This window comes from Proteinivorax tanatarense (assembly GCF_040267685.1).
Lineage (GTDB): Bacteria > Bacillota > Proteinivoracia > Proteinivoracales > Proteinivoracaceae > Proteinivorax > Proteinivorax tanatarense.
The window spans coordinates 1,373,540-1,399,381 of record NZ_CP158367.1 but is presented as its reverse complement, the minus strand read 5'-3'; the positions used below and the strand labels follow the sequence as shown (position 1 = coordinate 1,399,381).

The 25,842-nt window shown below is 33.2% G+C and carries 28 protein-coding genes; 1 reads left to right on the top strand and 27 read right to left on the bottom strand.

The features are described from left to right. Positions 1–89: 89 nt before the first annotated feature. Genes eam through mgsA form a run of 4 tightly spaced genes read right to left on the bottom strand, consistent with a single transcriptional unit; the run spans position 90 to position 5,102 of the window. Complete coding sequence (gene eam / locus PRVXT_RS06965) at positions 90–1,334, bottom strand: glutamate 2,3-aminomutase (RefSeq protein ID WP_350344938.1); 1,245 nt, start codon at positions 1,332–1,334, stop codon at positions 90–92. A 50-nt stretch (positions 1,335–1,384) separates the two neighbouring features. Beyond that, the gene (gene argS / locus PRVXT_RS06960; RefSeq protein ID WP_434064311.1) at positions 1,385–3,103 is read right to left on the bottom strand and encodes an arginine--tRNA ligase; all 1,719 of its coding nucleotides are present in this window, start codon (positions 3,101–3,103) and stop codon (positions 1,385–1,387) included. 12 nt (positions 3,104–3,115) lie between these two features. Next, positions 3,116–4,654: an amidohydrolase gene (locus PRVXT_RS06955; RefSeq protein ID WP_350344937.1), complete on the bottom strand. Its 1,539-nt coding sequence runs from the start codon at positions 4,652–4,654 to the stop codon at positions 3,116–3,118. A 49-nt stretch (positions 4,655–4,703) separates the two neighbouring features. Beyond that, positions 4,704–5,102, bottom strand: coding sequence for a methylglyoxal synthase (gene mgsA / locus PRVXT_RS06950; protein ID WP_350344936.1), 399 nt, complete (start codon positions 5,100–5,102; stop codon positions 4,704–4,706). On the opposite strand from mgsA, the gene PRVXT_RS06945 reads away from it, so the two are divergent. Beyond that, positions 5,101–5,616, top strand: a complete 516-nt coding sequence (locus PRVXT_RS06945; protein ID WP_350344935.1) for a hypothetical protein — start codon at positions 5,101–5,103, stop codon at positions 5,614–5,616. The two genes, mgsA and PRVXT_RS06945, sit on opposite strands and share 2 nt — an antisense overlap. Positions 5,617–5,857: 241 nt before the next feature. Here the strand turns inward: PRVXT_RS06945 and PRVXT_RS06940 are convergent, their stop codons facing one another. The 23 genes from PRVXT_RS06940 to smc all read right to left on the bottom strand — a co-directional run bounded on the left by PRVXT_RS06940 (position 5,858) and on the right by smc (position 25,807). After that, positions 5,858–6,844, bottom strand: a complete 987-nt coding sequence (locus PRVXT_RS06940) for a M42 family metallopeptidase (protein ID WP_350344934.1) — start codon at positions 6,842–6,844, stop codon at positions 5,858–5,860. Next, on the bottom strand, positions 6,837–7,865 hold the full coding sequence (locus tag PRVXT_RS06935; protein ID WP_350344933.1) for a M42 family metallopeptidase: 1,029 nt from the start codon (positions 7,863–7,865) through the stop codon (positions 6,837–6,839). The genes PRVXT_RS06940 and PRVXT_RS06935 overlap by 8 nt, the downstream gene beginning before the upstream one ends. Then, entirely contained in the window at positions 7,856–8,908 is a 1,053-nt protein-coding gene (locus PRVXT_RS06930) for a M42 family metallopeptidase (protein WP_350344932.1), read from the bottom strand. Before PRVXT_RS06930 ends, PRVXT_RS06935 begins: the two co-directional genes overlap by 10 nt. Positions 8,909–8,972: 64 nt before the next feature. Further along, complete coding sequence (locus PRVXT_RS06925; protein WP_350344931.1) at positions 8,973–9,509, bottom strand: CDP-alcohol phosphatidyltransferase family protein; 537 nt, start codon at positions 9,507–9,509, stop codon at positions 8,973–8,975. A gap of 26 nt (positions 9,510–9,535) precedes the next feature. After that, positions 9,536–10,093: a class I SAM-dependent methyltransferase gene (locus tag PRVXT_RS06920; RefSeq protein WP_350344930.1), complete on the bottom strand. Its 558-nt coding sequence runs from the start codon at positions 10,091–10,093 to the stop codon at positions 9,536–9,538. Further along, entirely contained in the window at positions 10,086–10,619 is a 534-nt protein-coding gene (locus PRVXT_RS06915; RefSeq protein ID WP_350344929.1) for a phosphatase PAP2 family protein, read from the bottom strand. The genes PRVXT_RS06920 and PRVXT_RS06915 overlap by 8 nt, the downstream gene beginning before the upstream one ends. 26 nt (positions 10,620–10,645) lie before the next feature. Beyond that, positions 10,646–12,172, bottom strand: a complete 1,527-nt coding sequence (locus tag PRVXT_RS06910) for a YifB family Mg chelatase-like AAA ATPase (RefSeq protein WP_350344928.1) — start codon at positions 12,170–12,172, stop codon at positions 10,646–10,648. A gap of 83 nt (positions 12,173–12,255) precedes the next feature. Beyond that, the gene (locus tag PRVXT_RS06905) at positions 12,256–12,609 is read right to left on the bottom strand and encodes a YraN family protein (RefSeq protein ID WP_350344927.1); all 354 of its coding nucleotides are present in this window, start codon (positions 12,607–12,609) and stop codon (positions 12,256–12,258) included. Then, the gene (locus PRVXT_RS06900; RefSeq protein WP_350344926.1) at positions 12,602–13,660 is read right to left on the bottom strand and encodes an HD-GYP domain-containing protein; all 1,059 of its coding nucleotides are present in this window, start codon (positions 13,658–13,660) and stop codon (positions 12,602–12,604) included. Before PRVXT_RS06900 ends, PRVXT_RS06905 begins: the two co-directional genes overlap by 8 nt. Positions 13,661–13,674: 14 nt before the next feature. Continuing rightward, a complete protein-coding gene (locus PRVXT_RS06895; RefSeq protein WP_350344925.1) occupies positions 13,675–14,439 on the bottom strand; it encodes a ribonuclease HII in 765 nt (254 codons plus the stop codon). 441 nt (positions 14,440–14,880) lie between these two features. Continuing rightward, positions 14,881–15,741 carry a ribosome biogenesis GTPase YlqF gene (ylqF, locus tag PRVXT_RS06890; RefSeq protein WP_350344924.1) on the bottom strand — a complete coding sequence of 287 codons (861 nt, stop codon included), beginning with the start codon at positions 15,739–15,741 and terminating at the stop codon, positions 14,881–14,883. A gap of 6 nt (positions 15,742–15,747) precedes the next feature. Continuing rightward, complete coding sequence (lepB, locus tag PRVXT_RS06885) at positions 15,748–16,281, bottom strand: signal peptidase I (protein WP_350344923.1); 534 nt, start codon at positions 16,279–16,281, stop codon at positions 15,748–15,750. A 24-nt stretch (positions 16,282–16,305) separates the two neighbouring features. Next, complete coding sequence (gene lepB, locus PRVXT_RS06880) at positions 16,306–16,755, bottom strand: signal peptidase I (protein WP_350344922.1); 450 nt, start codon at positions 16,753–16,755, stop codon at positions 16,306–16,308. 62 nt (positions 16,756–16,817) lie between these two features. Then, positions 16,818–17,165 (bottom strand): 50S ribosomal protein L19, encoded by a 348-nt coding sequence (gene rplS, locus PRVXT_RS06875; RefSeq protein ID WP_350344921.1) that lies wholly within the window; start codon positions 17,163–17,165, stop codon positions 16,818–16,820. Positions 17,166–17,256: 91 nt separating this feature from the next. Further along, entirely contained in the window at positions 17,257–17,943 is a 687-nt protein-coding gene (gene trmD / locus PRVXT_RS06870; RefSeq protein ID WP_350344920.1) for a tRNA (guanosine(37)-N1)-methyltransferase TrmD, read from the bottom strand. Then, positions 17,940–18,434, bottom strand: coding sequence for a ribosome maturation factor RimM (rimM, locus tag PRVXT_RS06865; RefSeq protein ID WP_350344919.1), 495 nt, complete (start codon positions 18,432–18,434; stop codon positions 17,940–17,942). The genes trmD and rimM overlap by 4 nt, the downstream gene beginning before the upstream one ends. A gap of 57 nt (positions 18,435–18,491) precedes the next feature. After that, positions 18,492–18,725, bottom strand: coding sequence for a KH domain-containing protein (locus tag PRVXT_RS06860; protein ID WP_350344918.1), 234 nt, complete (start codon positions 18,723–18,725; stop codon positions 18,492–18,494). 24 nt (positions 18,726–18,749) lie between these two features. After that, on the bottom strand, positions 18,750–18,995 hold the full coding sequence (gene rpsP, locus PRVXT_RS06855; protein WP_350344917.1) for a 30S ribosomal protein S16: 246 nt from the start codon (positions 18,993–18,995) through the stop codon (positions 18,750–18,752). 37 nt (positions 18,996–19,032) lie between these two features. Continuing rightward, positions 19,033–20,367 (bottom strand): signal recognition particle protein, encoded by a 1,335-nt coding sequence (gene ffh / locus PRVXT_RS06850; RefSeq protein WP_350345124.1) that lies wholly within the window; start codon positions 20,365–20,367, stop codon positions 19,033–19,035. Positions 20,368–20,374: 7 nt separating this feature from the next. Continuing rightward, positions 20,375–20,698: a YlxM family DNA-binding protein gene (ylxM, locus tag PRVXT_RS06845; RefSeq protein ID WP_350344916.1), complete on the bottom strand. Its 324-nt coding sequence runs from the start codon at positions 20,696–20,698 to the stop codon at positions 20,375–20,377. A gap of 109 nt (positions 20,699–20,807) precedes the next feature. Then, entirely contained in the window at positions 20,808–21,332 is a 525-nt protein-coding gene (locus tag PRVXT_RS06840; protein ID WP_350344915.1) for an RNA polymerase sigma factor, read from the bottom strand. A gap of 4 nt (positions 21,333–21,336) precedes the next feature. After that, positions 21,337–22,254, bottom strand: coding sequence for a signal recognition particle-docking protein FtsY (gene ftsY, locus PRVXT_RS06835; protein ID WP_350344914.1), 918 nt, complete (start codon positions 22,252–22,254; stop codon positions 21,337–21,339). Between the two features lie 4 nt (positions 22,255–22,258). Then, positions 22,259–25,807 (bottom strand): chromosome segregation protein SMC, encoded by a 3,549-nt coding sequence (smc, locus tag PRVXT_RS06830; protein WP_350344913.1) that lies wholly within the window; start codon positions 25,805–25,807, stop codon positions 22,259–22,261. Positions 25,808–25,842: the final 35 nt, after the last annotated feature.

Here is a 25,842-nt window from a genome sequence, read left to right as displayed (position 1 = left end):
AAATTACATAATGTTACTTTGTATGTAATTTTTATAATTTCCATAAAATAACACCAATGCCTTTTTAATTAAAGACATTGGTGTTATTTCTAGTATTCATACTTCATTTCTCTGTTTTCCCAAGTTCTTAGCTTGATATGGTCATCTTTAATATCAAGCAAATAATTTGGTAACATAGGTGTCTTGCCGTATCCTTTAGGAGCATTAACTATATAAGTAGGAATAGCTAAGCCGCTAGTATAACCACGGAGGTATTCCATAATATCTAAACCTTCTTTTACTGTAGTTTTAAAATGGCCTGTTCCCGCAACACTTTTTGTATGGAAAATATAGTACGGTCTAATTCTAACTTTTAATAGTTCGTGATTTAACTTTTTCATTACGTGGGGATCATTATTGATTGTGTTTAATAAAACTGCTTGATTACCCATTACAACACCAGCTTTTGCTAGTTTATCTGTAGCTTCTTTAACCTGTGGAGTAACTTCTTTAGGGTGATTGAACTGAGTATTTAAGTATATTGGATGATACTTGTCTAAAATTCTACAAAGTTCATCGGTGATACGCTGTGGCACTGTCACTAATGCTCTAGTCCCTAACCTGATTATTTCCACATGCTCTATCTTACGAATTTCCCCTATTAACCAATCTAAAGTGCTATCTGTTAACATTAACGCATCTCCGCCAGTAATCAGGACATCTCTTATTTCAGGATTTGATGCAATATAGTCAATTGCTTCTTTTAATTCTTCTTCTGTTCTATTTTTATCTACTTCTCCTATATTCCTTCTTCTTTGACAATGTCTACAGTACATAGCACACTGATTTGTAACGTTAATAATTAATCTATCAGGATATCGTCTGGTAATTCCTTCGGCTGGAGAAGTAAACTCTTCGCCCATAGGATCGGCGTCACCTTCTACTGCTGTAACTTCAGCCATTTGGGGTAAGGAATGCAGCCTCACTGGACAGTTATAGTCTTCTTCTGACATAAGGGCACAATAATAAGGTGATACCGACCATCTGTTGGATTTGCCAGCTTCTTTGATTTCTTTTTTTTCTTTATCTGTTAAGTTTATTATTCTGCTAAGTGTTTCTACATCTGAAATTCTATTTCTTATCTGCCACTTCCAATCATCCCAATCTTCCACAGTCCCGCCTAACACGTCTAGTATCTTCTTTTTTTGAGCTGAGTAATGTTCAGTTATTTTAAAACCTGTAGGGATCGATTCTCTAGCCTCCAAATAAGGCTCAATTTTTGATTTAAGCTCCTCCGCACGCTCATGAGCTATAGCTTTTCTTTCTTCTCTTGTCAAGTTTTTCTTTTCTGACATATTATGCACCTCCATAAATAGTATATCATAAACAATGAGGTTACTAAAGATTACATTTCCTCTGGTGCCTCTATTCCCATAAGGGCTAGTCCATTTCTTAACACCTGTCCAGTTGCTTGTATAAGTTTTAAACGAGCAATTTTTAAAGAACCATTTTCTTCTTTTAGCACAGGACAATTATGGTAAAATCTATTAAACTCTTTTGCTAAATCAAGTAAGTACCTGGCTATAGTAGAAGGTTTATACTCTGCTAAAGCATCATTTATAACTCCATTAAAATTTGCTATGCGTTTTGCTAAATCAAACTCATACTCTGATTTCATTAAAGAAGGATTCCAATCATCATCTTCAAGGTTTCCACAATATTTTCTTAATATGCTACAAATCCTAGCATGTGAATACTGAACATATGGTGCTGTTTCTCCATTGAAATCCAGTATTTTATCCCAATCAAAGACTATATCTTTTACTCGATCATTACTTAGATCACCAAAAATTATAGCTCCTATCCCAACTTGTCTAGCTACTTCTTCTTTATTATTAAGGGCAGGATTTTTCTCCTCGATAATCTTTTTTGTAAGTTGTTCAGCTTTAGTCAAAACTTCGTCTAAAAAAATTAGGTTACCTTTTCTTGTAGACATTTTATTTTCCTTAAATCTAAACAACCCAAAAGGTACGTGTTCACAATCTTTGTGCCAATCAAACCCAGCAATCGCTAACGCTTTAAAAAGCTGTTTAAAGTGAAGAGACTGCTCTGCACCGACTACATAAAGCATTTTATCAAAGTCATATGTTTCTTTGCGATAGATAGCAGCACATAGATCTCTAGTTGCATATAAGGTGGCACCATCTTTTTTTCTAAGCAAAACCGGCGGAATATCAAACATATCCAAATTAATAATTAAAGCACCTTTACTTATTTCTGTAATGCCTTTACTAATTAGTGTTTCTATCGTTTCAGTCATTTTATCATTATAAAACTGTTCGCCTTTAAAACTATCAAATTTCACATTTAATTTATCATAAATTCTATTATACTCTGTAAGGCTCAGCTCTTTAAAAAGCTTCCACTTTTCAACCCTGTCTTCATTGCCATCTTCCAATTCTTTAAAAACTACCCTAGCCTCTTCTTCCAATTGAGGCTCCTTATCAGCTTCTTCATGAAACTTTACATATAGATTATATAAGTATTTAACTGGGTCTTTCTCTAGCTTATCAGAATCCCCCCATTTGTCATAAGCTACTATAACCTTTCCAAACTGAGTCCCCCAGTCCCCTATATGATTTATACCAACAACTTCATACCCAAAAAACTCATGAATCTTATATATACTATTACCTATAACTGTAGAGCGCAGATGGCCTATGCCAAATGGTTTAGCAATATTAGGGGCTGAAAAGTCAATTACAACAGTCTTTCCTTTTCCCACATCCTCACTACCATAGTCCTCTCCCTTGGAAATTACATCTTCCACCGTCCTTTTTATTAAGTAAGTATTATTAAGATAAAAGTTGACATAGGGGCCTATGTTTTCTACTTTTAAAAATTCATCTGGTAATTCTTTTATAGATTCAACAATTTCCTTAGCAATCAGGGGGGGAGCTTTTTTAAGTTCTTTTGCTAGGATAAAAGTAGGAAATGCTAAATCTCCAAAGCCTTTTTTATTAGGAGTCTCAATGGTTGCAAATAATTTTTCTACCTCTAAATCCAAATATTTACTTAATATAAGTGCCATTTTCTTTTTATAACTATCCATGCTAACTTTCATTCCTTCCTATTATTAATTCATTGGTGCAATCAGTGTCTTGGTTACCTTTATATCTTTTAGTCTCGTCTTATCCGCTTTTTCAATATTTCGATCAAGTATAATTAGGTCACCGTAATATCCCTCTTTTATTAATCCTTTTTTATTTTCATCAAAGGATGCATAGGCGGACCCTTGAGTATAAATTTTAATTGCTTCTTTCAAGCTAAGTTTTTCATTAGGCAACCATCCACCTTCAGGTTGATGTGATAAGTTTGTTCTTGTAACAGCACTATAAATACCTAAAAATGGATTAGCAGGCTCAACTGGACAATCAGAACCTCCAGAAACAGTGACTCCTTTTTTAGTCATTGTTTTAAATGCATAACAGCCGTTAATTCTTTCTCCAAGTCTATTTTCTGCCCAATCCATATCAGTTATAAGAAAAGCTGGTTGCACCTCGGCTATTATATTCAAGTCTGCCATATCTCTAATTATTTTATTATCTGTCACTTGACAGTGAATAATTCTATGCCTTAACTTTTGGTTTTTACTTTTCTTTATAACGTTAATCCCTTGCTCCATTGCTTTGTCGCCAATCGCATGGAGAGCTAATTGCATATGATTTTTTGTAGCCTCCTCTACCATCTTTTCCAACTCACAATCAGAATAAGTTAAAACTCCTCTATAGTTTGGTCTATCTGTATATTCATCTTTTAAAGCCGCTGTTCTAGCTCCTAAAGATCCATCTAAAAATATTTTAATTGAACCTTTTTTAACATGGGTTGTGTTTTCAATTTCGGTAAAAACTTTAGCTGCCTTCTTGATATCATTTATACTGTTTGCATTATAGTGTAAATATACTCTTAGAGGCTCTTTCCCTACAGCCCTAAGATAAATATTCCATAACGTTTTATAATCATTTACAAGAGAAAGGTCGTCTGTTTGAACAGATGTTAAACCCATTTCTTTAATACTTTTAATACCAGATGTTAAAATATTAACTAATTCCTCATCGTCTAACTTAGGTAATTTAATAAGACCTAGAGCCTTCTCTGTAATAACTCCAGTTAACTCCCCTGAACTATCCTTTAAAATTTCCCCTCCAGAAACCTCTGTATCAACGGTAATTCCTAGTTTTTTTAAAGCTACAGTGTTTAACACTGCTACATGCCCACAAACTCTGTAAAATATGGTTGGAGTATCTTTGCAATATTGATCAAGAAAAGTTTTATCTAAACTGAAATTCGACCCAAATTTATTTTCATCATATCCCTTTCCTACTATCCAGTCGCCATAATTAGGATTAGCGTTTTTGCAAATTTCTGCCAGCTGATTTTCCGTTATTTCTCCTCTGATATTTAACAACCTGTTATTCAAAGATAAAGACAGCAAATGAATATGTGAGTCATTAAGTCCTGGCAAAACAGTATTACTATCGGCATCAATTATTTTATCATAACTCATAGGTTGGTAAAGGTTGTTTATTTTATGTATTAAACCATCTTTTATATGTAAATAACAGTCATTATTTTCTCCTAGCAATCTACAATTTTTAATCAATACGTTACTCACATGAAAAGCCTCCTTCTTGATAATACTAATATTGAATTTTATCAAACACTTACTTTTTGCTTAACTTTCTCCAATCTATAAGTCCTTCTTTTAACCCAGTAATCAAAACCTCTGCAGTTGCAATATTGGTGGCAACAGGAATATTATGCACATCGCAGAGCCTAAGTAAAGCTGTAATATCAGGCTCATGGGGTTGAGCTAAAAGTGGATCTCTAAAAAATAATACTAAATCCATTTTATCTTCAGCTATAAGTGCGCCTATCTGCTGATCTCCACCTAACGGACCTGACAAAAATCTATTAGTTTTAAGGCCCGTCGCTTCAGAAACTACTTTACCTGTTGTACCTGTAGCATAAAGTTTATGATTTTCAAATACATTTTTATACGCAACACAAAAGTTAGTGAGCATTTCTTTTTTTCTATCATGTGCAATCAAAGCAATGTTCATGTTAAAACCTCCAAAGTTAGGTGATGTAATGTACCCAAAAGTATACCAAATAAAAGGAGAAACTACTTCTAAAAGTAAATTATATCAATTATCCAATGTTTTGGCAAAGCATAAAAATGAAATAAAAAGGCTTAGAGATACAAAGCACGAAAAGAGCAAAAAAATTGAATTGTTAATTAAACCCGATTTAAAAAAGTATGGGTATCTTCACTCCGTAACAAATAAAGATTTAGGTATTTTTAAAAACAATAGCTTATTTGAAGTTGATTTTTATAATCCTACAACAAAAACTGCTATTGAAATAGAAAAAAGTAACTTATACACTAAAGTATGGCTTGCTTTATATAAGCAATTAGAATCTCCTATAATAGATCACGGTATTATAATGGTGCCTCAAGAGAAGCATACTAAAACAAAAAAAGAAAATACTTTTGAGCTAACATATAAAAGGGTAGAAAACAACACTCAGTATTTATTATTTCACTTAAAGTCCCTAACTATCATAGGGTATTAACTTGTGCTAAGGTTATTTTTAGGCTTCTTAATTATAGTGAAATTACCATCAGTAGTTCTTCCCTATCCGATTATCAACAAAAAACTAAACTTTGATTGCTGTTAACCACTTACAATATTTGACTAACCCTAATCAATTGAAGTGGGGTTTTATACGTATTAACATAAGATAAATAGAAAACCTTGCACTCATATGTTAATGCATACGTTGCAAGGTTAGTCCAAGTCAATTAACTTAGGAGTTAAAAATCGAAGTCTACTGTAAGCTTTAATAGTTTTACCGCGTTTTCAATATCGTTTTTACTTATCATTTCATTATTTGTATGGATATAACGACATGGCAACGAAATTACTCCTGCCCATGCTCCTTCTCGAGACAGATGGATAGCACCAGAATCAGTACCACCAAACTCTAGCACTTCAAGTTGGTACGGTATACCGTTGTCCTTTGCCTTTTTAACCAACATATCTTTTACCATAGGATTAACCATTATTGAATTATCTTTTACTTTTATAGCTGGACCTTTTCCTAAACTAACTGCCATTCTCCTTGCCTTAGGAGTGTCTCCTACACCTGTTACATCTACAGCTATTCCCATATCTGGATTAATAGAATAACTCGCAGTAATTGCCCCTCTTAGCCCGACTTCTTCCTGAGTAGTAAATACAAAATAAAGGTTATGTTCTGGATCTTCTATTTCTTTTATAGCACTAATTAAAACTGCACATCCTGCCCTATCATCTAAAGCCTTGCCAATATAATGATTAGGCTTAACTTCAAAATAAGGATAAAAAGTTCCTACATCTCCTATATTTACAAGTTCCTCTGCTTCTTCTTTAGTATTAGCACCAATATCAATATACATTTTTTCTAAAGATAATTTTGTTATATCTGTTATTCTTTCACAACCAATGACGCCAGTAACATTAGATTGAAGCTTTACTTTATGACCCAGCAATAAATACGGTGATAGCCCTCCTATATTTGTGAACCTTATAAACCCATTCTCATCAATATATGTCACTAGCACTCCGATCTCATCGGCATGTGCAGCGTACATAATTTTTTTATCAGTTTTACCTTTTTTAATTGCAATAAGGTTACCTAGTTTATCCTTTTTAACTTCATCACAATAATCCATAATTTTATCTTTTATAAGCTCTGTAATTTCTTGCTCATGACCAGATGGACCAAAACTATCAGATAACTCCATTAATAACTTATCCACGTACAACCCCTCCTTGAGCTATTTTTCCCAGTATTTTATCTACCAGATTTATTCCACTTTCTAAGTCGTTTAAATTCAAAAACGAAACAGGTGAATGTATATACCTACAAGGCATAGAAATGGTAAAAGTATCGATTCCATCCCTGGTCAGTTTGATTTTCCCTGCATCATTTCCCCCCACAGCAGTTTGTCTAAATTGATATTTAATATCAAAATCATCTGCCACTTTTACAATTTCTTTTAATAAATTCTTATCAACAATAATAGACGCATCCATGACTGATAATGCTGGTCCTTTTCCCATTGTTGTTGAAAAACGATGTTTATCACTTTCAGGTACATCTGATGCAGACGTTCCCTCCAGCACAATAGCAAGATCTGGTTGAACATTATATGCTGCTACCGTTGCACCCCTAAGTCCTACTTCTTCTTGTACTGTAAAAGCGCCATAAATAGGGAAAGGATAATCTTTCTTTAATATTTCAGCCAATATATAACACCCCACCCTATCATCAAAAGCTTTACCTTTGACTAAGCAATCACTAATCTTAGAAAACTGTGTGTCAAAACTTACATAATCCCCTATCTCCACAACTTTACTTGCTTCTTCCTTAGACGAAGCTCCAATGTCTATATATAGTTGTGAGTAACCTAAGGCATTTTTTCGTTCAGACGATTGCTGTAAGTGAATCGGTTTTGCTCCAATTACGCCCTTTATCATTTTGGAACCTATTACAACAGGTTTAGATACCAACACTCTAACATCTAGTCCCCCAACAGGCTTAAACCTTAGTAATCCGTTAGGTTCAATTGAAGTAACCATTAATCCAACTTCATCCATATGAGCCGCCAACATTATTTTGGGTCCCTTTTTATCTTTACCCTTAATAGCTACTAAGTTTCCTAAGTAGTCATATTGGAATTCATCAACATAGTCTTGTAAATGCTCTTTAATTAATTTAGAAACCGATACTTCATTACCTGCAACACCATGACATTCTGAAAGAGATTTTAAAAACATTTTAAACCCTCCAAGTCATTATAATCGAATGAAGAAATAAAAAGAGCTAATAGTTTCCCCGCTTTTTTTATATCATTAAGTGATATTGTTTCTACAGATGTGTGCATATACCGCTGGGGTAAGGAAACTAAGGCAGTTGCAATACCCCCTCTAGTAATTTGCATTGCTGATGCGTCAGTTCCAGATTGCATTGGTTCTGTCTCTATCTGAAAGTCAATTTCCCATTCATTTGCCACTTTTTTAAGTTTATTTAAAATTTTAGGATGAATATTAGGGCCTATAGCCAAAGCAGGACCACCGCCAATTTTAGAACTATTCTGTTGTTCTACTCCCGGCATGTCACCAAAGCTTACATCAATTGCAACCCCAACATCCGGCACAATTCCATATGTACTTACTACTGCACCTCTAATACCAACTTCTTCTTGCACCGTAGCTACAGGGTATACATCACAACTATGCTTAATTCTTTGTAATTCCTTTAAACATTCAATCATTACACATACACCAGCCCTGTCATCAATAGCCTTCCCCGCTACTCTATCTCCTTGTAGTTCCAAAAGATTTCTGTTTACAACAATAATATCTCCAACTTTTACAAGTTCTGTCACTTCCTTCTTTGAAAGTCCAGTATCTATAAACAGGTCATACATGTCTATAGCCTTTGCTCTTTCTGAGGGATGAGTTAAATGAGGAGGTTTAGATCCAATAATCCCGTAAACCTCTCTTGCTCCATAAATCGTCACTTCTTGAGAAGGTAAAGTTCTTGGATCAACCCCTCCCACTGCAGTAAATCGTAGAAACCCCTCATCATCCACATCTGTTACCATTAACCCAATTTCATCCATATGAGCCGCTAACATTATTTTAACCTTTCTATCACCACAACCACTTTTTTTTCCTATAACATTTCCTAATCTGTCCATGGTGACGTTGTCACAAAGATCCTTAAGATGTTTATCTACTTTTATAGCCACATCTAATTCGTATCCGGAAATCCCAGTGGTCTCAGTTAATTCTTTTAAAATTTCTTTGGTCTCCATTATTATCCCCTCCTCTTTAATAGGTTAATAAGTTGTTTTAATAGCTGTTTCTGATGTTTAATTTTTACTCCTTATATACTTTTTTACAATTAATTTTGCGCATAAAAATATTTAAATACATAAAAGTAACAAAAAGTAAATATACTACAAATATCTTTGCTAAAACAGATGCATAATTCCAATCAAAAGCATAGGTGATTATTAATAAATAAACAAAACATGTATTAATTTTGCCAAAATAGTTCGCGCTAATGGCTATTTGGGTATATAGGTAATTAATAACCCCTCCTATAATCATCAATGTTTCTCGACCGATTAAGATAATAATAAGCCAAGTTGGTAAATAACCCTTCAGATTCATTCCCATTGCTACAGTTAATAACAGAAGTTTGTCCGCTAAAGGGTCCAACATAGCCCCCGCATTTGTTACCATGTTATACTTTCTTGCTATATAACCATCTAATATATCTAATAGCCCTCCTCCTATTAAAAAGTAAAGAGCCACAAGCCAATGATTATCACCTTCGTAAACTAAAAAAAATATAATATAACATGGAATGAGCATCAATCGAAATACAGTTATTGAATTTGGTATATTCATCTTTATTAATTCCTCCCCACATTATATTACTTCTTTTGTATGAGTAAAAGTTGTGGAGAATTACTATTTTTATTCAGAAAATGATAATGCAATGACGTGTAGTATTTTGAAGGCAACATCTTCGCATATCTAATCAAAGTTTCTGATTCTGACTTTCCGCCATAATGGCCTGGATAAAGCATCATACTCATTACTCCACCTTTTTTTAACAACCCCAGTCCTCCATCAACTGCAGGTAACGTACTCTCTAATTTTGTAACTACCTTATGATTTCCACCTGGTAAATACCCTAAATTAAACATAATAGCTGCCAATTCCTTATTTGTATATTCAGTTAAATAGGCGTGACTTGACTCTATTAGCTTAACTCTTTGTTCTAAATTCCTTTCTTTTAATTGAGAAAAAGTGCTGTCAAGCGCTTTTTTTTGTATATCAAAAGATAAAACTCGTCCTTGGTCTCCAACACATTCAGCCAGGAAAACTGTATCATGTCCATTTCCTGCAGTACAATCAACCACCCAATCTCCCTTTTGTATAGATTGTCTTAAAACTTGCTTGGAAAATTGCAAACCATACTCAATCACTTAACTCCCCCCTAAAAAGGTGAAATTTGTTTTTATCAAAAAATAATTCCATTATCTTAAAAATAAGTATAGCTAGTACTGCTCCTGCAATTATGTCAGATGGATAATGTACTCCAACATATACTCTAGATAGGGAAACTAGTCCAGCTAAAACCAAGAAACATCTCCCCAGTTTACGGTTTAACCGGTAAATAGTTAATGCTACTATAAAGCTCATGGCAGCATGGTTGCTTGGGAAAGAATAGCTTGCTGAATGCTCAATCATTGAACTAAAATCATTTACCACAAAGGGCCTCTCTCTCTCCACTAACCTACGTAACAATTGATTTACAGTATAAGTAATAAAAATTATAGAAAGATACTTAGAAACATACAAGATTTTTTTACTTTTAAGTATCTCCAAAAATACAATTATTGCAAAAGAAATTATAAAAAACATTGATGAATACTCAGCAAGTACATAAAAAAAATAGTCTATGATAGAAATAGTACCTCTAAAATTATAAATATGCTCTGCTATATTCAATATCATTTCCTCCTGGCCCGATTTATTTATGCTAAATTTACATCTAAACTTCTATATTGAATTGCTTCAGCTATATGATGTTTTTGAATATATTTTTGGTTCTCTAGATCAGCGATTGTTCTTGCAACTTTTAAAATCTTATCGTATGCTCTAGCACTTAAACCTAAGTTATCAAAAGCTGTTCTCAGTAAATTCTCAGAAGCTATATCAAGTTGACAATACCTTTTTAGATCACTAGCTGTCAACTTGCTGTTTAAGGTGCTAGCAGCACCTTTCGTAAATCTTTGTTTTTGGGTTTTCCTGGCCAACACAACCCTATCCTTAATATTGTCAGACTTTTCTTCAACTGTATCTTTACTTATTAAATCTTCAAAACACACAGCAGGAACCTCTATGTGTATATCCATTCTATCTAGCAAGGGGCCAGATATCTTTGTCCGATATTTTTCTACTTTTTGGGGTGTACAGCTGCATTTGTTTGAGTCTGTTCCATAGTAGCCACACGGGCAAGGATTCATTGTTGCTATAAGCAAGAAATCAGCCGGATAGGAAATGGTGCCCTCAACCCTAGAAATTACAACTTTTTCATCTTCTAAAGGTTGCCTCAAAACTTCTAATACATCCCTTTTAAATTCTAGCAGCTCATCCAAAAATAAAATCCCTTTGTGAGCAAGGCTTATTTCCCCTGGTTTTGGTTTTCTCCCACCCCCAACTAAACCACCGTTTGATATGGTGTGATGCGGACTTCTAAAAGGCCTTGATTCTAGTAGCCCATCGTTTTTTAGCAGCCCAGAAACCGAGTAAATTTTTGAAACCTCTAAAATCTCCTCATAAGTTAAACCTGGCAATATAGAGGTAAAGCGTTTTGCTAACATAGATTTGCCAGTTCCTGGGGGGCCAATTAACAATATATTATGACCTCCAGCTGCAGCAACTTCTAAAGCTCTTTTTACTGCCCTTTGACCTTTAACTTCACTAAAATCATATTCATTTTCTACTTTAACTACGTCTTTATTACTATTCTTATATGGATTAATTGCCTGTTTCTGATGTATATGATTTACAACCTCTTTTAAGCTTTTTACAGGCAATACTTCAATTCCTTGCACTAGCGCTGCTTCCTCTTTATTAGTGCTAGGAACAAAAAGTGCCTTTTCATTACTTTCTTTGGCAAATACAGCCATTGGAAGTAGACCGTTAATTGGCCTAACTCTACCATCTAAAGCTAGTTCACCGCAAAAAACATATTTTTCGAGTAGACTAGGGGACCATTTATAGCTTGCCGCCAAAACTGCAATGGCTATAGGAAGATCATAAATTGGACCTTCTTTTTTAATATCAGCAGGAGCTAAATTAACTATAATTTTTTTTGTTGGTAATTTAAAGCCACTGTTATGGATAGCAGCTTTTACTCTTTCTTTTGCCTCTTTTACTGCTGTATCAGGAAGGCCAACTATTTCAATACTCGGCAAAGCACTAGTCAAATGGACTTCTACTTCAATTAAATGACCTTTTAATCCAACCAACCCCAAGCTTTTGACAGTAGATAACATCTTTACCCCTCCATATTTATATCTCATTAAGGGATAATTCTATAAAAATTGTTATTTTCCTTTATTTTCAGACAAAAATGCTGTTAATAGGTACAGTTTTTAATCCATTTAATACGAGGATTTTCTTTCTCGAAGTATACAGCTATAGCATCTATCCTATAATCTCTATTTTCCAAATGATTAGTAAGAATAAAAAAGTGAGCTACTTTTGAGATAGTATATAATTTTTTTGTCGTTATCGAAGAAAAAGGGTGGACAATATTTTTATTTTTTCTAGTCTTAACCTCACAAAAAACTATAACTCCCTTTTCTCTAGCTATAATATCAATTTCTCCTAATTTGCATCTATAATTCACTTCTATAATTTTAAGACCATTACTCATCAAAAATTCAACAGCTAATTTTTCACCATATCTTGCTAATTGCTGATTATTCATATAAACACTCTATATCCAATGACTCATTGCCAACTAAACGTATCTCAGTTTCTGAATTATATTTCAATGGTTTTACTATGGGTTTTAACGCTAAAGTATCTTGCATTATAACTTTTGCTATTAAACCATTGCTTAGTTTTACAACAGAACCATTAGGGTATGCAGCAACTCCTTCTAAAAAAGCTTCAACAACCTGTGTAGGAAATAAATAATTGCATGTCCCCATAAAAAGTTCAATTGCTTCCTTAGGAGAAAAGGCCTCTCTATAACTGCGCTTAGCCGTTATAGCTGTATACATGTCACAAATCCCAACTATATATGAGAGTTTACTGATTTTCTCACCCTTTAAACCTCTGGGATAACCGGTTCCTGAGTACCTTTCATGGTGTTGTAAAACTACCTGACAACTAGGAAGTGGAATATTATTATCAAAGTCTTTTAATAGTTGAAACCCTAATAAAGGGTGTTCTTTTACCCGTTCAAACTCCTTGTCAGTTAACTTCCCTTGTTTTGAAGTAATGCTTATGGAAACTTTTGTTTTACCGACATCATGTAGCAAAGCTCCAAGACCTAACTGATAAAGAGAAGTGCGCGTTAACCTTAACCGTTCTCCGATAACAAGAGAAAGAGCGCAAACATCTAAGGAATGCTCATAAGTATAATTATCTATTAAACGCAAGTGAGCAAAGTGAACAAGTAGAGTGTTTTTATTTTTTAGTGTAAAAATAATATCTTCGACAACTTTTTTTACAATGGGACTAGCATTATCATTTCTGCTATAATTGTTTATTCTACTAATTAATATTTCTTCTAGCGGTTGTCGTTTTAACATTTTTAATGCTTCATCACGATTGCCCTCAAGGGGTTCTATGTTATCTCCATTATTCCCTTCTTTTATATATACAGTTGTAATTCCATGTTTAGAAAGTTTATCTTTTGTAGATTGCTTTATCTTACTTCCCTTAGCCAATAAGATATTTCCATTAGCATCTTCAACTGGCAATGCTAAAACATCATCATCCTTTACTAAATCAATAAATATTTTACGCATCTTTTTAACACACCTCACTTTACTCCTTTAAAAGTCACTCTATGAATTGGTGTTAGACCGTGGTCTTTTATAGCGGTTAAGTGTTCTTTAGTGGGATAACCTTTATTTTGAATAAAGCCATACTCAGGGTACAGTTTATCCATTTCTCTCATATAGTTATCTCTATATACTTTTGCTAAAACAGAAGCAGCTGCTATGCTGCCACATCTATCGTCTCCTTTAACTATTGACCTTTGTGGATTTTGAGTTTGTATAGAAAAGTTTCCATCTAACAATATTAAACTATCATCATTAGCTATACTTTCAACACTATTAAACATAGCAAGTTTAGTAGCATTTAATATATTCATTTCATCAATTATTCTATTGTCTACAAATTCCACTTCAAATTTTAATGCTTGTTTTTTAATTTTAAATGCAAATTCCTCTCTTTGCCTTTCATTTAAACGCTTAGAATCCCTTAAACCAAACAAACTAGGTCTTTTATCAAAGGTTACAGCTGCTGCTACAACAGGACCTGCAATCGGCCCCCTTCCAACTTCATCACAACCAATAACATTATAATTATTAGATTCTTCTAGCTCCCACAAACTTAAGTAATTATTATATTTAGCAATCTTGCTGTTTAAGGTTGTCAATATTTTCTGTACACCTTTGCGACTATCATTTTTTAAACTAGGTATCAAGAACTGCAATTCTTCCATCGTGCTCTCGTTGATAATTTCTCTAATCTTGGTTATTGATGTTTTTTGTAAATTAATAAAGGTCACCTCTTTCATAATATAAAATTTCGACCTTTTTTACAAAAAACCTTCTTAAAACTATATGAATTTATACTTTGCCTTTATTTGCATTATTATTACTTCTTAAATCCACTTCAACATAACAACACCCATATACAAACCCTTATAGTCTTTTTATTTTATTCCCAAACTTATTTAATTCTATAGCCATTACAAGTCCCCCACCAAACATTTTGTTACAAATGTCCAGCTCTCATTCCCGCCGAATGAGCAAGTTAACGTTTGGTGACCAACTAATATGCTGTACGCTGTCCTAGTCCTTTATATACCTGCCTTAATACTGTTACTTCTGTTAACTTCCCGATATTCACCACACATCACTCAATGCATCTAATTTTTATCTCATATTTGTGCCACATTTATTCCATGTCAAGTAGCATTAGCTACTGGGCGGACAATAAAATAACCACTTTTGAACTAAGTGGTTATTTTATCGATATCTTCCAAAGTGACATTTCCAAGTAAGCCTTTTCTAAATTCCCTAACTATAATTTCACTTGCCTTTTCAATATCTAGATTACCTTGAGATTGTAAAATCTTACGATTTCCTGCAACTTGCTGAATAAATTCATTAGGCCCTACTATCCGGTCCAGATTTATGTCATATCTTTTTTGCAAATTACAAGGATATTCTTTTATAAGAAAACTAACTAATCTGTTTGCCATATCCTCTATATTAACAATCTCATCTTTTATTGCTCCAGTTACTGCTAAACGAAAACCAATTTCTTGGTCATCAAACTTAGGCCACAAAACACCTGGTGTGTCCATAAGTTCTATTTTTTCTTTAGTTCTTATCCATTGTTTCTGTTTAGTTACCCCAGGCCTATCACCAGTCTTAGCAGCTGTTCTACTGGCAACTTTATTAATAAAAGTAGATTTTCCTACATTTGGAACTCCTAACACCATCACTCTAGTAGGTTTATTTACTTTTATATTTAAACGTTTATATTTACTTTTTAAAGTGGAGCTCTGCTTTACTTTTTCAACAACCCTTTTCCACTGATTTGCTGAATTTAGATTAATTGCAATTGCTTCTGTATTACTGTCTTTGAGGTGCTCCACCCAAGCTTTTGTTTTAATAGGATCTGCTAGGTCAGATTTAGTTAAAACAACGACTTTTTGCTTATCACCCAAGATGTTGTTTATATCAGGATTTCTACTACTTATGGGAATCCTGCCATCCAATAACTCAACTACAACATCACATAGCTTTAAGTTTTCTTTAATTAAAGCTTTTGTTTTAACCATATGGCCAGGGTACCACTGATAATGCATTAGTTATCACCCCTCAAGTGTATTTATTGTAAAGTAATTTATATTTGAGATAGGCCAGTATCTAAAAAAGGTCTTTCCCCTTACTTCATCTACTGGAATGAAGCCCACTTCATTATTTCTACTATCAATGCTATTATTTCTATTATCCCCTAATACAAAAACTGAGCCTTCAGGCACTTTAACAGGCCCAAAATTTTGACCAGAATATCCTTGTAAAATATAGTTTTCATCTACTTTTTGACCGTTGATAATAAGTGTACCATTTTTAATTTCTACTTGATCATTCTCAGTGCCTACAACTCGTTTAATTAATATCCTCTCTTCTTCGACAGGGTAAGGAAATACAATAATATCACCGAAACCAGGTTCTCTAAAATTATAAATGAACTTGTTAACTAAAACTCTTTCTTGATTATAAAAAGTAGGTTCCATCGATCTACCATCTACTATAAAGCTTTCCATAAAAAAAGCTCTTACTATCAATGCTAAAATAATAGCTATTCCAATAGATTTACCCCACTCTTTCAGCTCTTTAATCAATATAATCACACCTCAGCTTTACATTTAAAGTAATGGCCACATTTTAAAAATTATTTTCCCTATTATTTTATCTTTTTTTATTGGTCCAGTATGCCTACTATCTATACTTACAGAGTTATTTTTGCCCAATACAAAAAACTCATCATCAGCTAACTCAAAAGAAAACTCTCCTTGTTGATTATACCCAGCTTTCTTAGTATTAACATATAGTTTTTCACCATCGGAGGAAACTAAATCGTTAGGCCCAGCTATAACCTTTTTAATATTTATTATATCATTTCCATCATAAAAAGCTATTATATCTCCTGATGAAGGATCACTTCTTTTATATGCCAAAACTACATCCCCATTATTAAATAACGGATTCATAGAATCTCCATACACTTTATAAAAATCTAAAAAGTAACTATTAAGTATTGTAGTTAAAACAAGTACAATTATAACTATTTCTATAAATTCTATCCATTTTTTCATCAATGGCCTCTCCCCTATAGAAATTTTATATAAAAAAGGGGCTGATTAACAGCCCTCTTTTTTTATCGTCTAACGGCATCTTTAATTCTTGCTGCTTTTCCTGTAAGGTTGCGCAAGTAGTACAGCTTAGCTCTTCTGACTTTTCCGCGACGTTTAACTTCAATTTTATCAATTCTTGGAGAATGCACAGGGAATGTTCTCTCCATCCCCACTCCATAAGAAACTCTACGTACAGTAAAAGTTTCTCTTGCAGAGCCACCTTGCCTTTTAATAACAACTCCTTCAAATACCTGGATTCTCTCTCTGTCACCCTCAACTACCTTAACGTGAACTCTGACAGTATCTCCAGCTTTAAAGTTAGGTATGTCATTTTTCATCTGCTCTTTTTCTAACTCTCTTATAATTTCCATATTTAATTGCCTCCTTCCTTCATAGCCGTTCTTGTCTTAAGACAGAGGACCGCCCGTAATCCCACTAAATTATAGCATAATATCTTTACTTTTACAAATCCTTTTTAGTTCTAACTAGGTCAGGACGCTTTTTTTGGGTAATTTCTACAGATTTATTTTCTCTCCACTTTCTTATCTCGCCATGATTGCCAGATAAAAGAACATCTGGAACTTTCATGCCACAATACTCCATTGGCCTTGTGTAATGTGGGTGCTCTAATAAACCATCTTGAAAAGAGTCTTTTAAATAAGACTCCTCCTTTCTAAGAACACCAGGAATAACCCGAGCTACAGCATCAACGACTACCATTGCAGGTAACTCCCCACCAGTAAGGACATAATCACCTATTGATAGTTCTTTAGTTACAAACCTATCAATAACACGCTGATCTACTCCTTCATAGTGTCCACATAAAAGAATCATATGGTTTTTTTGAGTAAACTCATGACAAACCTGCTGATTAAACTGTTGACCAGTTGGGGTCATAAATATGATTTCCGTGTTATCATCAAAACCAATATCTTCTATACAGCGAAAAAAAGGTTCTGGCTTCATAACCATCCCAGCCCCACCACCGTATGGGTAATCATCCACTTTGTTATGTTTATCTAAAGAGTAATCCCTCAAGTCGTGAATTATTAGTTCCACATAGTTTTCTTCTATAGCTCGCTTAATTATACTTTGGGAAAAAGGAGACTTAAACATTTCCGGAAAGATTGTAATTACATCTATTTTCAATCTAACATTCCCTCCATTGGTGTTATAACAATCCTTTTATTATCAACATCTACTTTTGTAACCACTTTTTTAAGAGCAGGAATTAAAAATTCTCTTTCTCCCTTTACGATATAAACATCATTACTTCCAGTTCTTTTCACTGAAGTTAAAACGCCTAAAAATTCACCGGTGCTTGTATAGACATTACATCCTTCAAGCTGAAAAAAGTAAAACCTATCTTTAGGTAGATTTTTAATATCTGACTTATTTATTTCCAAAAATTGATTTACTAAATGGGAAACCTTGTTTATGTCATCATAACCAGTAAATTTTATACAAAACTGCTGCTTATGGAATCTGCTTTTTTCAATAATATATAGTTTATTATTTATATATAGTTTTTCTCCCCTGTTAAACCTTTCCTCAAAATCTGTTAGAGGAACTACTTTAACCTCACCTTTAATTCCATGGGTGGTCACAATTTTACCTACTTTTATTCTTTCCTTATTCAAAATATCACCACTTTTACTATTTCATATCTAAAAATAGGGTCAGAAATTAATCTAACCCTATTTATCGACAATATCCACAATAACTTTTTTATCATTACGTGATGCTGCAGCATTAACCACAGTACGCAAGGCCTTAGCAATTTTACCTTTCTTGCCTATAACCTTGCCCATATCCTCTTTAGCTACCTTAAGAGAAATAACCGAGTCATTTCCCCGTGTATTTTCACTTACTTCTACTTCTTCAACGTTAGTAACTAAAGACTTAGCAACAAACTCTACAAGTTCCCTCATAATAAAAGACCTCCTAACGATTAACTAGCCAATTATCTCAGCTTTTTTAAGTAAGGTCTTAACAGTGTCGGATGGCTGAGCTCCCTTGTTTATCCAATCCTTTGCTTTATCAGCGTCAATCTTCACTTCAACCGGTTCAGTTCTAGGGTTGTAGTAACCTAACTCTTCGATAAAACGACCATCTCTAGGCGCTCTTGAGTCAGCAACTACCACTCTATAAAAAGGTTTCTTTTTAGAACCCATTCTTTTTAGTCGCATTTTTACTGCCATACTTTCACCTCCTTTACATAACTTAAAGTAGATACTTTTAAAAGAAAGGAAATCCACCTTTCTTATTGCTAAGATTTTTTTCCATAGAACCAAATTGTTTCATCATCTTTTTCATCTGTTCAAACTGCTTTAAAAGTCTGTTTACATCTTGGACTTTCGTCCCACTACCTAAAGCAATTCTCTTTCGCCTACTTCCGTTTATAATAGAAGGATTAACTCGTTCTTCTTTTGTCATAGACTTAATAATAGCTTCAATTTTAACTAAATCACCTTCATCTGCAGATAATCCTTTTAACTTTTTGGAAGGCAAACCTGGTATCATGCCTAATATTTGATCTAGTGATCCCATTTTTTTTATTTGCTGAAGTTGCTCGATAAAATCATCAAATGTAAATTGTTGATTTTTCATCTTTTCCTGCAGTTCTTTTGCTTTATCAGCATCTATAGATTGTTCAGCTTTTTCTATCAACGAAAGTACATCACCCATACCTAAAATTCGTGAAGCCATTCTATCAGGATGAAAAACCTCTAAATTTTCTACTTTTTCACCAGTACCAATATATTTGATTGGAGCTCCTGTAACTGCTTTTATTGAAATAGCAGCTCCACCACGAGTATCACCATCTAGTTTAGTCAATACAACTCCTGAAATACCTAATTTGTCATTAAAGTTTTGAGCGACATTTACGGCATCCTGTCCAGTCATAGCATCCACAACCAAAAGAGTTTCACACGGCGATGTAGCTTGTTGTATATCATCTAACTCATCCATTAACTTATCATCCACATGAAGTCGACCTGCAGTGTCAAAAATTAAAATATCATGTCCATACTTTTTTGCATGTTCCATGGCTGCTTTACATATATCAACTGGAGAATTATTTGTTCCTAATTGAAATAAGTCTATCTCTTGTTGTTCTGCCATAGACTCTAATTGTTTAATAGCTGCCGGCCTATAAATGTCAGCTGCAACTAATAAAACCTTCTTATTATCCTGGCTCAATTTTTTCGCCAATTTAACAGACATAGTAGTTTTACCGGCACCTTGCAATCCTACAAGCATTATGGGAGCTGGGTGTGTATTTAAATTTAGCCCCTCATTTTGGCCACCCATTAACTCTTGTAGTTCGTCTCTGACAATTTTTATTACCTGTTGACCTGGTGTTAAGCTGTTTAATATCTCTTGCCCAGTACTCTTTTCTCGTACAGTTTTTATAAACTTTTTTACTACTTGAAAATTGACATCGGCTTCTAAAAGAGCAACTCTAACTTCTCTCATTGCCTCTTTAACGTCTTTTTCCGATAACTTGCCTTTCTTTTTAAGATTTGCAAAGACACCTTGAAGTTTTTCTGATAAACCTTGAAGCATAATTTCACCTCTAACTTTTTATAAGGTTTTTGTATATTTCTCTTAGTCTAATATCATCATCGGTAGTTAATATATCTTCCATGTCATTAATAGTCTTTTCGATCAGCTGTTCTTTGGCTAGTAGCTTTAATTTACTCTCATAATCATATAGAAGAGAAGTTACCCTTTTTAATGTATCATATACAGCTTGGCGACTTACATCACTTTGTTCTGCTATCTCACCTAGAGAGTAATCATGCTGATAATACAGTTTAAATAATTCCCTTTGCTTATTTGTTAATAAAGGTTCATAACAATCAAACAAATCATTGAGATGTGTGATTTTTTCTAACAATTAACACACCCTCTTCTGTTAAGTAATTTTACTTTACATAGAAACTTTACCACGGTTATTTGGATTTGTCAAATATAAAATATAAAACAGCTCACAACAGTGAGTTGTTTTATAAGCTGAGATTTTCTTTAATTAACTTTCTACCTCTATACAATCTTGTTCTAACTGAGTCAACTGATACCTTTAAAATGTCAGAAATTTCTGTGTAGGAATATCCATAATACTCTTTTAATAGCATCGCGTTTCTTGTAAGGGTAGGCAGCTTTTCTAACTGTTCTTTTACCACTAATTGTGTATCCTTTAAATCTATACTACCTATATTATTACTCATATCTTTTAACAAACCACTTATTTGATCTAAAGGGACAGTCTTAAGTTTATTATATCTTATATTTTGATCTTTATATAAATTTAAAATTATTTGATACAGCCAAGAAGTGAAAGAACATTGGCCTTTATAGGTTTTCAAAAACTTAAATACCCTTATAAAAGCTTCCTGAATTAAATCTTCAGCCTCAGCTAAACTTCCCGTTAACTGATAAGCCATTTTTAAAGCTATATTCCGATACTCATTAACCAGCTGTTCAAAGGCTTGAATATCCCCTGATTGTGCTTTTAGAACTAAGGAGTCCATTAGATTACCCCCTGTCAAAGAGTGCTTTTATAAACTGCTTACCATCAAACTCTTGTAAATCATCAATCTTTTCTCCAAGACCTACATACTTTATTGGTACTTTTAACTCCTTATTTATTGCTATAACTACTCCCCCCTTAGCAGTGCCATCTATCTTGTTGAGAACTATACCCGATAATTCTGTAGCCTCTCCAAAGGCTTTAGCTTGATTTATAGCATTTTGTCCGGTGGTTGCATCTAACACTAAAAGGCTTTCATGAGGTCCGTCAGGTATTTCTCTTTTTATTACTCTATTCACTTTTTTTAATTCTTCCATCAAGTTGGTTTTTGAATGAAGTCTTCCAGCAGTATCGCAAATTACATAATCTACTTTCCTTGCTTTTGCTGCTTGAAGTCCGTCATATATAACGGCCCCTGGATCGCTGCCCATTTGATGACTAATTACATCTACATTATTTCTATCTCCCCATACCTTAAGTTGCTCTATCGCCGCTGCTCTAAATGTGTCAGCAGCAACTAACATCACTTTATTGCCCTCTTTTTGTAATTTATTAGTTAGTTTCCCTATAAAGGTTGTTTTGCCGACTCCATTAACACCACAGACAAATATAACTGTTGGCTTTACATCTGAACTGTTTAATTTAGTACTTCCTTCACCAAACTGTTCTATTAAACGATCTTCAAAAAACTTTTGAAGTTCTGCACTTTCCTTTACATTTTCTTCCTCACAATAATCTCGCAACTCTTCTATTAAATCCATAGTTGTTTTAACACCTACATCAGCTTCTAACAAAACTTCTTCAAGCTCTTCAAAAAATTCATCATCAACACTAGAAAAGCCGCTAAAAACTTTTTCTATTCCACCTAATAAATTTTTGCGAGTTTTATTTAAGCCACTTTTAAATTTATTTAATATTGACATATCATTATCCCACCTTTTCATCATCAAATTTTACAGATATTAGTTTAGACACACCTGAATCCTCCATAGTAATTCCATAAAGCATATCAGCATAGCTCATAGTTCCTTGTCTATGGGTTACCACTAAAAATTGAGACTTTTGTGATAGCTCCTTTAAAAATGAAGCAAACCTATTAACATTAGCTTCATCTAAAGAAGCTTCAATTTCATCAAGAACACAGAAAGGAGAAGGTCGAGTCATTAGTATAGAAAACAACAAAGTTATTGCCGTAAGAGCTTTCTCGCCACCTGAAAGTAACGACATAGACTGCATTTTTTTACCAGGAGGTTGAACAAAAATCTCCACTCCACTTTCCAACATTTGATTTGGGTTAGAAAGTTTTAAATACCCTTGACCACCACCAAATAATTTCTTAAATACTTCATTGAAGTTTTTATTAATCGTTTTAAATGTTAGTTCGAACTGTTCAGCCATTTGTTTATCCATTTCCGTTATTATCTTTTGTAGATCCATTCTACTTTTATTTAAATCACTTTTTTGTTCTTGTAAAAAGTCTAATCTATGACTTAGTCTTTGGTACTCATCTAAAGCCCCTAAGTTAACCGTTCCCATCCCCTTAATATCTTCCCTTAACCTTTTTACCTCCTTTTGACCACTTCTAGAATTGAAAGGTTCATATCCATCCTTTAATGCTTCATTAACAGTTAAGTAATATTCCCCTAGTAATTTTTCTGTTTGCTGTTCAATCTCCATCAAAACTCTAGATTTCTTTAAATTTAAATTATTTATCGATTCTTTATCTTTTTCTAAAGTGCTTGTAATATCTTGATGTTGTTGTTTTTTTGTCTGAATTTTAAGTTTTATCGACTGGATTTTCCCGCTATAAATTAACTTCTCTTTCTCTAACGCATCATTTCTTTCTTGCAATTTGAAGGATTCATTAACTAAATTCTCTATTTCAGCTTTACCTTTGTTTTCTTGTTCTTCCATTTTGTTAAGGTCTGCCAAATTCTCATCGAAATTATTTTCATTTTGTAGAATCCTTTCGTCTATTCCTTTCAAATCACGCTTAAGGGCAGAAAGTTTTTCTTTTAATGAAGCTATGGTTATTTTTTGACTAACTTGTTTAGATTGAGCTTCACCTAAAGACTCTTCAATGTTTTCTATCTCAGTTTGATACTCTTTAACTTCTTCATTAAGTTGCTTCTCATTTCTTTCCATTGCTTGAATACTTTCTTCTTTTTGAAGTACTCTAGATTGATACTTGTTTTTATCAGCTATTAAACTATTTATCTCCTCTTGAAGAAGTTCAACATTTTCCCGAACTGATGTGATTTTTTGCTCAATCAGCATAATTTGTTGTTCAAGCTCGTTTATTTCTAGCTTGTTAGTTTGCTTTTGTTCTTCTACCTGTTCTAACTTTATTTCTATCTCATTTAAATGCTCTATTTGAACCTTTAACTCTTTTTGTTTTTCTACAAAAAACTCTTGTTGTTTTTCTAACATATCCATAGTTTCTTTTATTTGAGCATTTCTTTTTAAAAGACCGGTGCTTTTACCTTTATAACGCCCACCAGACATTGAACCCCCTGCATTAATCAGTTCACCATCTAACGTTACAATTCTGTATCTATAACCTTGGGATTTTGCCAATAGTAGCCCATTGTTTAAGTTATCTACAACAAATATACGTCCTAGTAAATAGTCTTTTATTCCATCCAATTCACTTGCACAATTTACTAGCTCTGAAGCAATTCCTATAACCCCAGGCTGCTGTTTGTCATAATTTATTTTCTTGCCTTTTACTATATCCAAAGGAAGAAAAGTTGCTCTTCCGGCGTGATTGTTTTTTAAATACTTAATACATTCTTCTGCAGTTTTTGCATTAGCAACTACTATGTTTTGTAAAGACCCACCCAAAACAGTTTCAATTGCAGTACTATATGCTTTCTCAACATTAAAAATTTGAGCAACTGCTCCATAAATATCTTTGTTTGTAGAAAATTTTTTTAAAATTTCCTTAGGGCCCATATTGTACCCTGAATAATTATTTTCTAATTGCTTTATTCCCTGTAACTGTGTTTGTAATACATTTAGCTTTTTTTCTGCTTCTGTAACTATATTTTGCTTCTTTTCTTTTTTCTTTTCAATTTCATTATACTTCGTATATAAATTGCTATATTGTTCATCTAGTTCTCTATATTTTTTCCATGTTAATTCTTTCTTTTGATTTATCAGATCATACCTAGATAGGCTGTCTTTTAACTTGTTTTCATACTCTTTTAGCTCGTTTTTCTTCCTAGTGTAGTCACTTTCTAGTCTATTTATATAACTATCTATGTTTTTTATATCATTTTTATCGGTAGCCAAATCATTAAGTAGTTTTATTAAACTTTCTTTTTTATGTTCAAGATCTTGTTTTTTATTCGCTAACTTTACATTTAATGATGAAGTCTTTTCTTTAAAATCTTCAATTTTTATAGAGTAATCCTGTAATAACTTTTCATTTTCTTTTTTTTCTTCAATGGACTTATTTTTCGCGATTTTAAAGTTGGTAATCTCGCTTTTAATTTTCTCATTTTGGAATTTTTTTTCTTCTATTTTTGACCTTAAGTCCTCAACCTTTTCTCGCAGATATTCTAGCTTATATTTTATATTATCCATCTTACCTTTATTGTCAAGTTGAGCTTCAATAACTGACTTTGAAGACTGTTCCAATTTCTTTAGATAGTTTTCATCTTTTTGTAGCTGTTCAAATAAAGCATCTAACTCAGATTCCTTTTCCTGCAACCTTTGACTTAGACTCTCTATTTTGCCTGTTGTCCCTTTATAAGAAATGTCTAGCTCATCTAATCGGTGTAAGATTATTCCCACTTCAGTGTTTTTTAATTTTTCTTTTAAAGACTTATATTTTTCAGCTTTAAACGCTTGCTCTTTAATAGTAGGTATCTCACTTTCCACCTCTATAATAATATCTTCAACTCGTTGTAAATTTTGTTGAGTTTGTTCAAGTTTTTGAATTGATTGCAATTTTTTACTTTTATATTTTACAATTCCAGAAGCTTCTTCAAAGATTATTCGCCTTTCTTCTGGTCTACTAGTTAAGATTTCATCTACTTGCCCCTGACCTATAACTGAATAAGCCTCTTTTCCTAGTCCTGTATCCATAAAAAGTTCATGAATATCCTTTAGTCGACACTCAGTTTTGTTTATAAAGTATTGACTTTGACCATCTCTAAAGTAACGTCTTGATATATTAACTTCTGAATACTCTATATCTAAAAGCTTTTGTTTATTATCTAAAGTTAAGGTTACCTGCGCATAATTTTTTTGCCTACTATCAGAAGAGCCAGAAAAAATAACATCCTCCATTTTAGAACCTCTAAGGCTTTTAACACTTTGCTCACCTAAAACCCATTTTATGGCATCTATTATATTGCTTTTACCACTTCCATTAGGGCCTACTATTGCAGTTACTCCTCTATCTATTTCTAACTGAGTTTTATTTGCAAAAGACTTAAATCCTTGTAACTCTATTTTTTTTAATAGCATTAAGCTCCCCCTTTATGCATATTAACAGCTTAACT

Coding starts and splice junctions, on each gene's coding strand:
- eam (WP_350344938.1), bottom strand. CDS start 1,334: ATGTCAGAAAAGAAAAACTTGACAAGAGAAGAAAGAAAAGCTATAGCT.
- argS (WP_434064311.1), bottom strand. CDS start 3,103: ATGAAAGTTAGCATGGATAGTTATAAAAAGAAAATGGCACTTATATTA.
- PRVXT_RS06945 (WP_350344935.1), top strand. CDS start 5,101: ATGTTAAAACCTCCAAAGTTAGGTGATGTAATGTACCCAAAAGTATAC.
- mgsA (WP_350344936.1), bottom strand. CDS start 5,102: ATGAACATTGCTTTGATTGCACATGATAGAAAAAAAGAAATGCTCACT.
- PRVXT_RS06935 (WP_350344933.1), bottom strand. CDS start 7,865: ATGTTTTTAAAATCTCTTTCAGAATGTCATGGTGTTGCAGGTAATGAA.
- PRVXT_RS06930 (WP_350344932.1), bottom strand. CDS start 8,908: ATGGAGACCAAAGAAATTTTAAAAGAATTAACTGAGACCACTGGGATT.
- PRVXT_RS06925 (WP_350344931.1), bottom strand. CDS start 9,509: ATGAATATACCAAATTCAATAACTGTATTTCGATTGATGCTCATTCCA.
- PRVXT_RS06910 (WP_350344928.1), bottom strand. CDS start 12,172: ATGTTATCTACTGTCAAAAGCTTGGGGTTGGTTGGATTAAAAGGTCAT.
- PRVXT_RS06905 (WP_350344927.1), bottom strand. CDS start 12,609: ATGAATAATCAGCAATTAGCAAGATATGGTGAAAAATTAGCTGTTGAA.
- PRVXT_RS06900 (WP_350344926.1), bottom strand. CDS start 13,660: ATGCGTAAAATATTTATTGATTTAGTAAAGGATGATGATGTTTTAGCA.
- PRVXT_RS06895 (WP_350344925.1), bottom strand. CDS start 14,439: ATGAAAGAGGTGACCTTTATTAATTTACAAAAAACATCAATAACCAAG.
- ylqF (WP_350344924.1), bottom strand. CDS start 15,741: ATGCATTATCAGTGGTACCCTGGCCATATGGTTAAAACAAAAGCTTTA.
- lepB (WP_350344922.1), bottom strand. CDS start 16,755: ATGAAAAAATGGATAGAATTTATAGAAATAGTTATAATTGTACTTGTT.
- rplS (WP_350344921.1), bottom strand. CDS start 17,165: ATGGAAATTATAAGAGAGTTAGAAAAAGAGCAGATGAAAAATGACATA.
- PRVXT_RS06860 (WP_350344918.1), bottom strand. CDS start 18,725: ATGAGGGAACTTGTAGAGTTTGTTGCTAAGTCTTTAGTTACTAACGTT.
- rpsP (WP_350344917.1), bottom strand. CDS start 18,995: ATGGCAGTAAAAATGCGACTAAAAAGAATGGGTTCTAAAAAGAAACCT.
- PRVXT_RS06840 (WP_350344915.1), bottom strand. CDS start 21,332: ATGGACTCCTTAGTTCTAAAAGCACAATCAGGGGATATTCAAGCCTTT.
- ftsY (WP_350344914.1), bottom strand. CDS start 22,254: ATGTCAATATTAAATAAATTTAAAAGTGGCTTAAATAAAACTCGCAAA.
- smc (WP_350344913.1), bottom strand. CDS start 25,807: ATGCTATTAAAAAAAATAGAGTTACAAGGATTTAAGTCTTTTGCAAAT.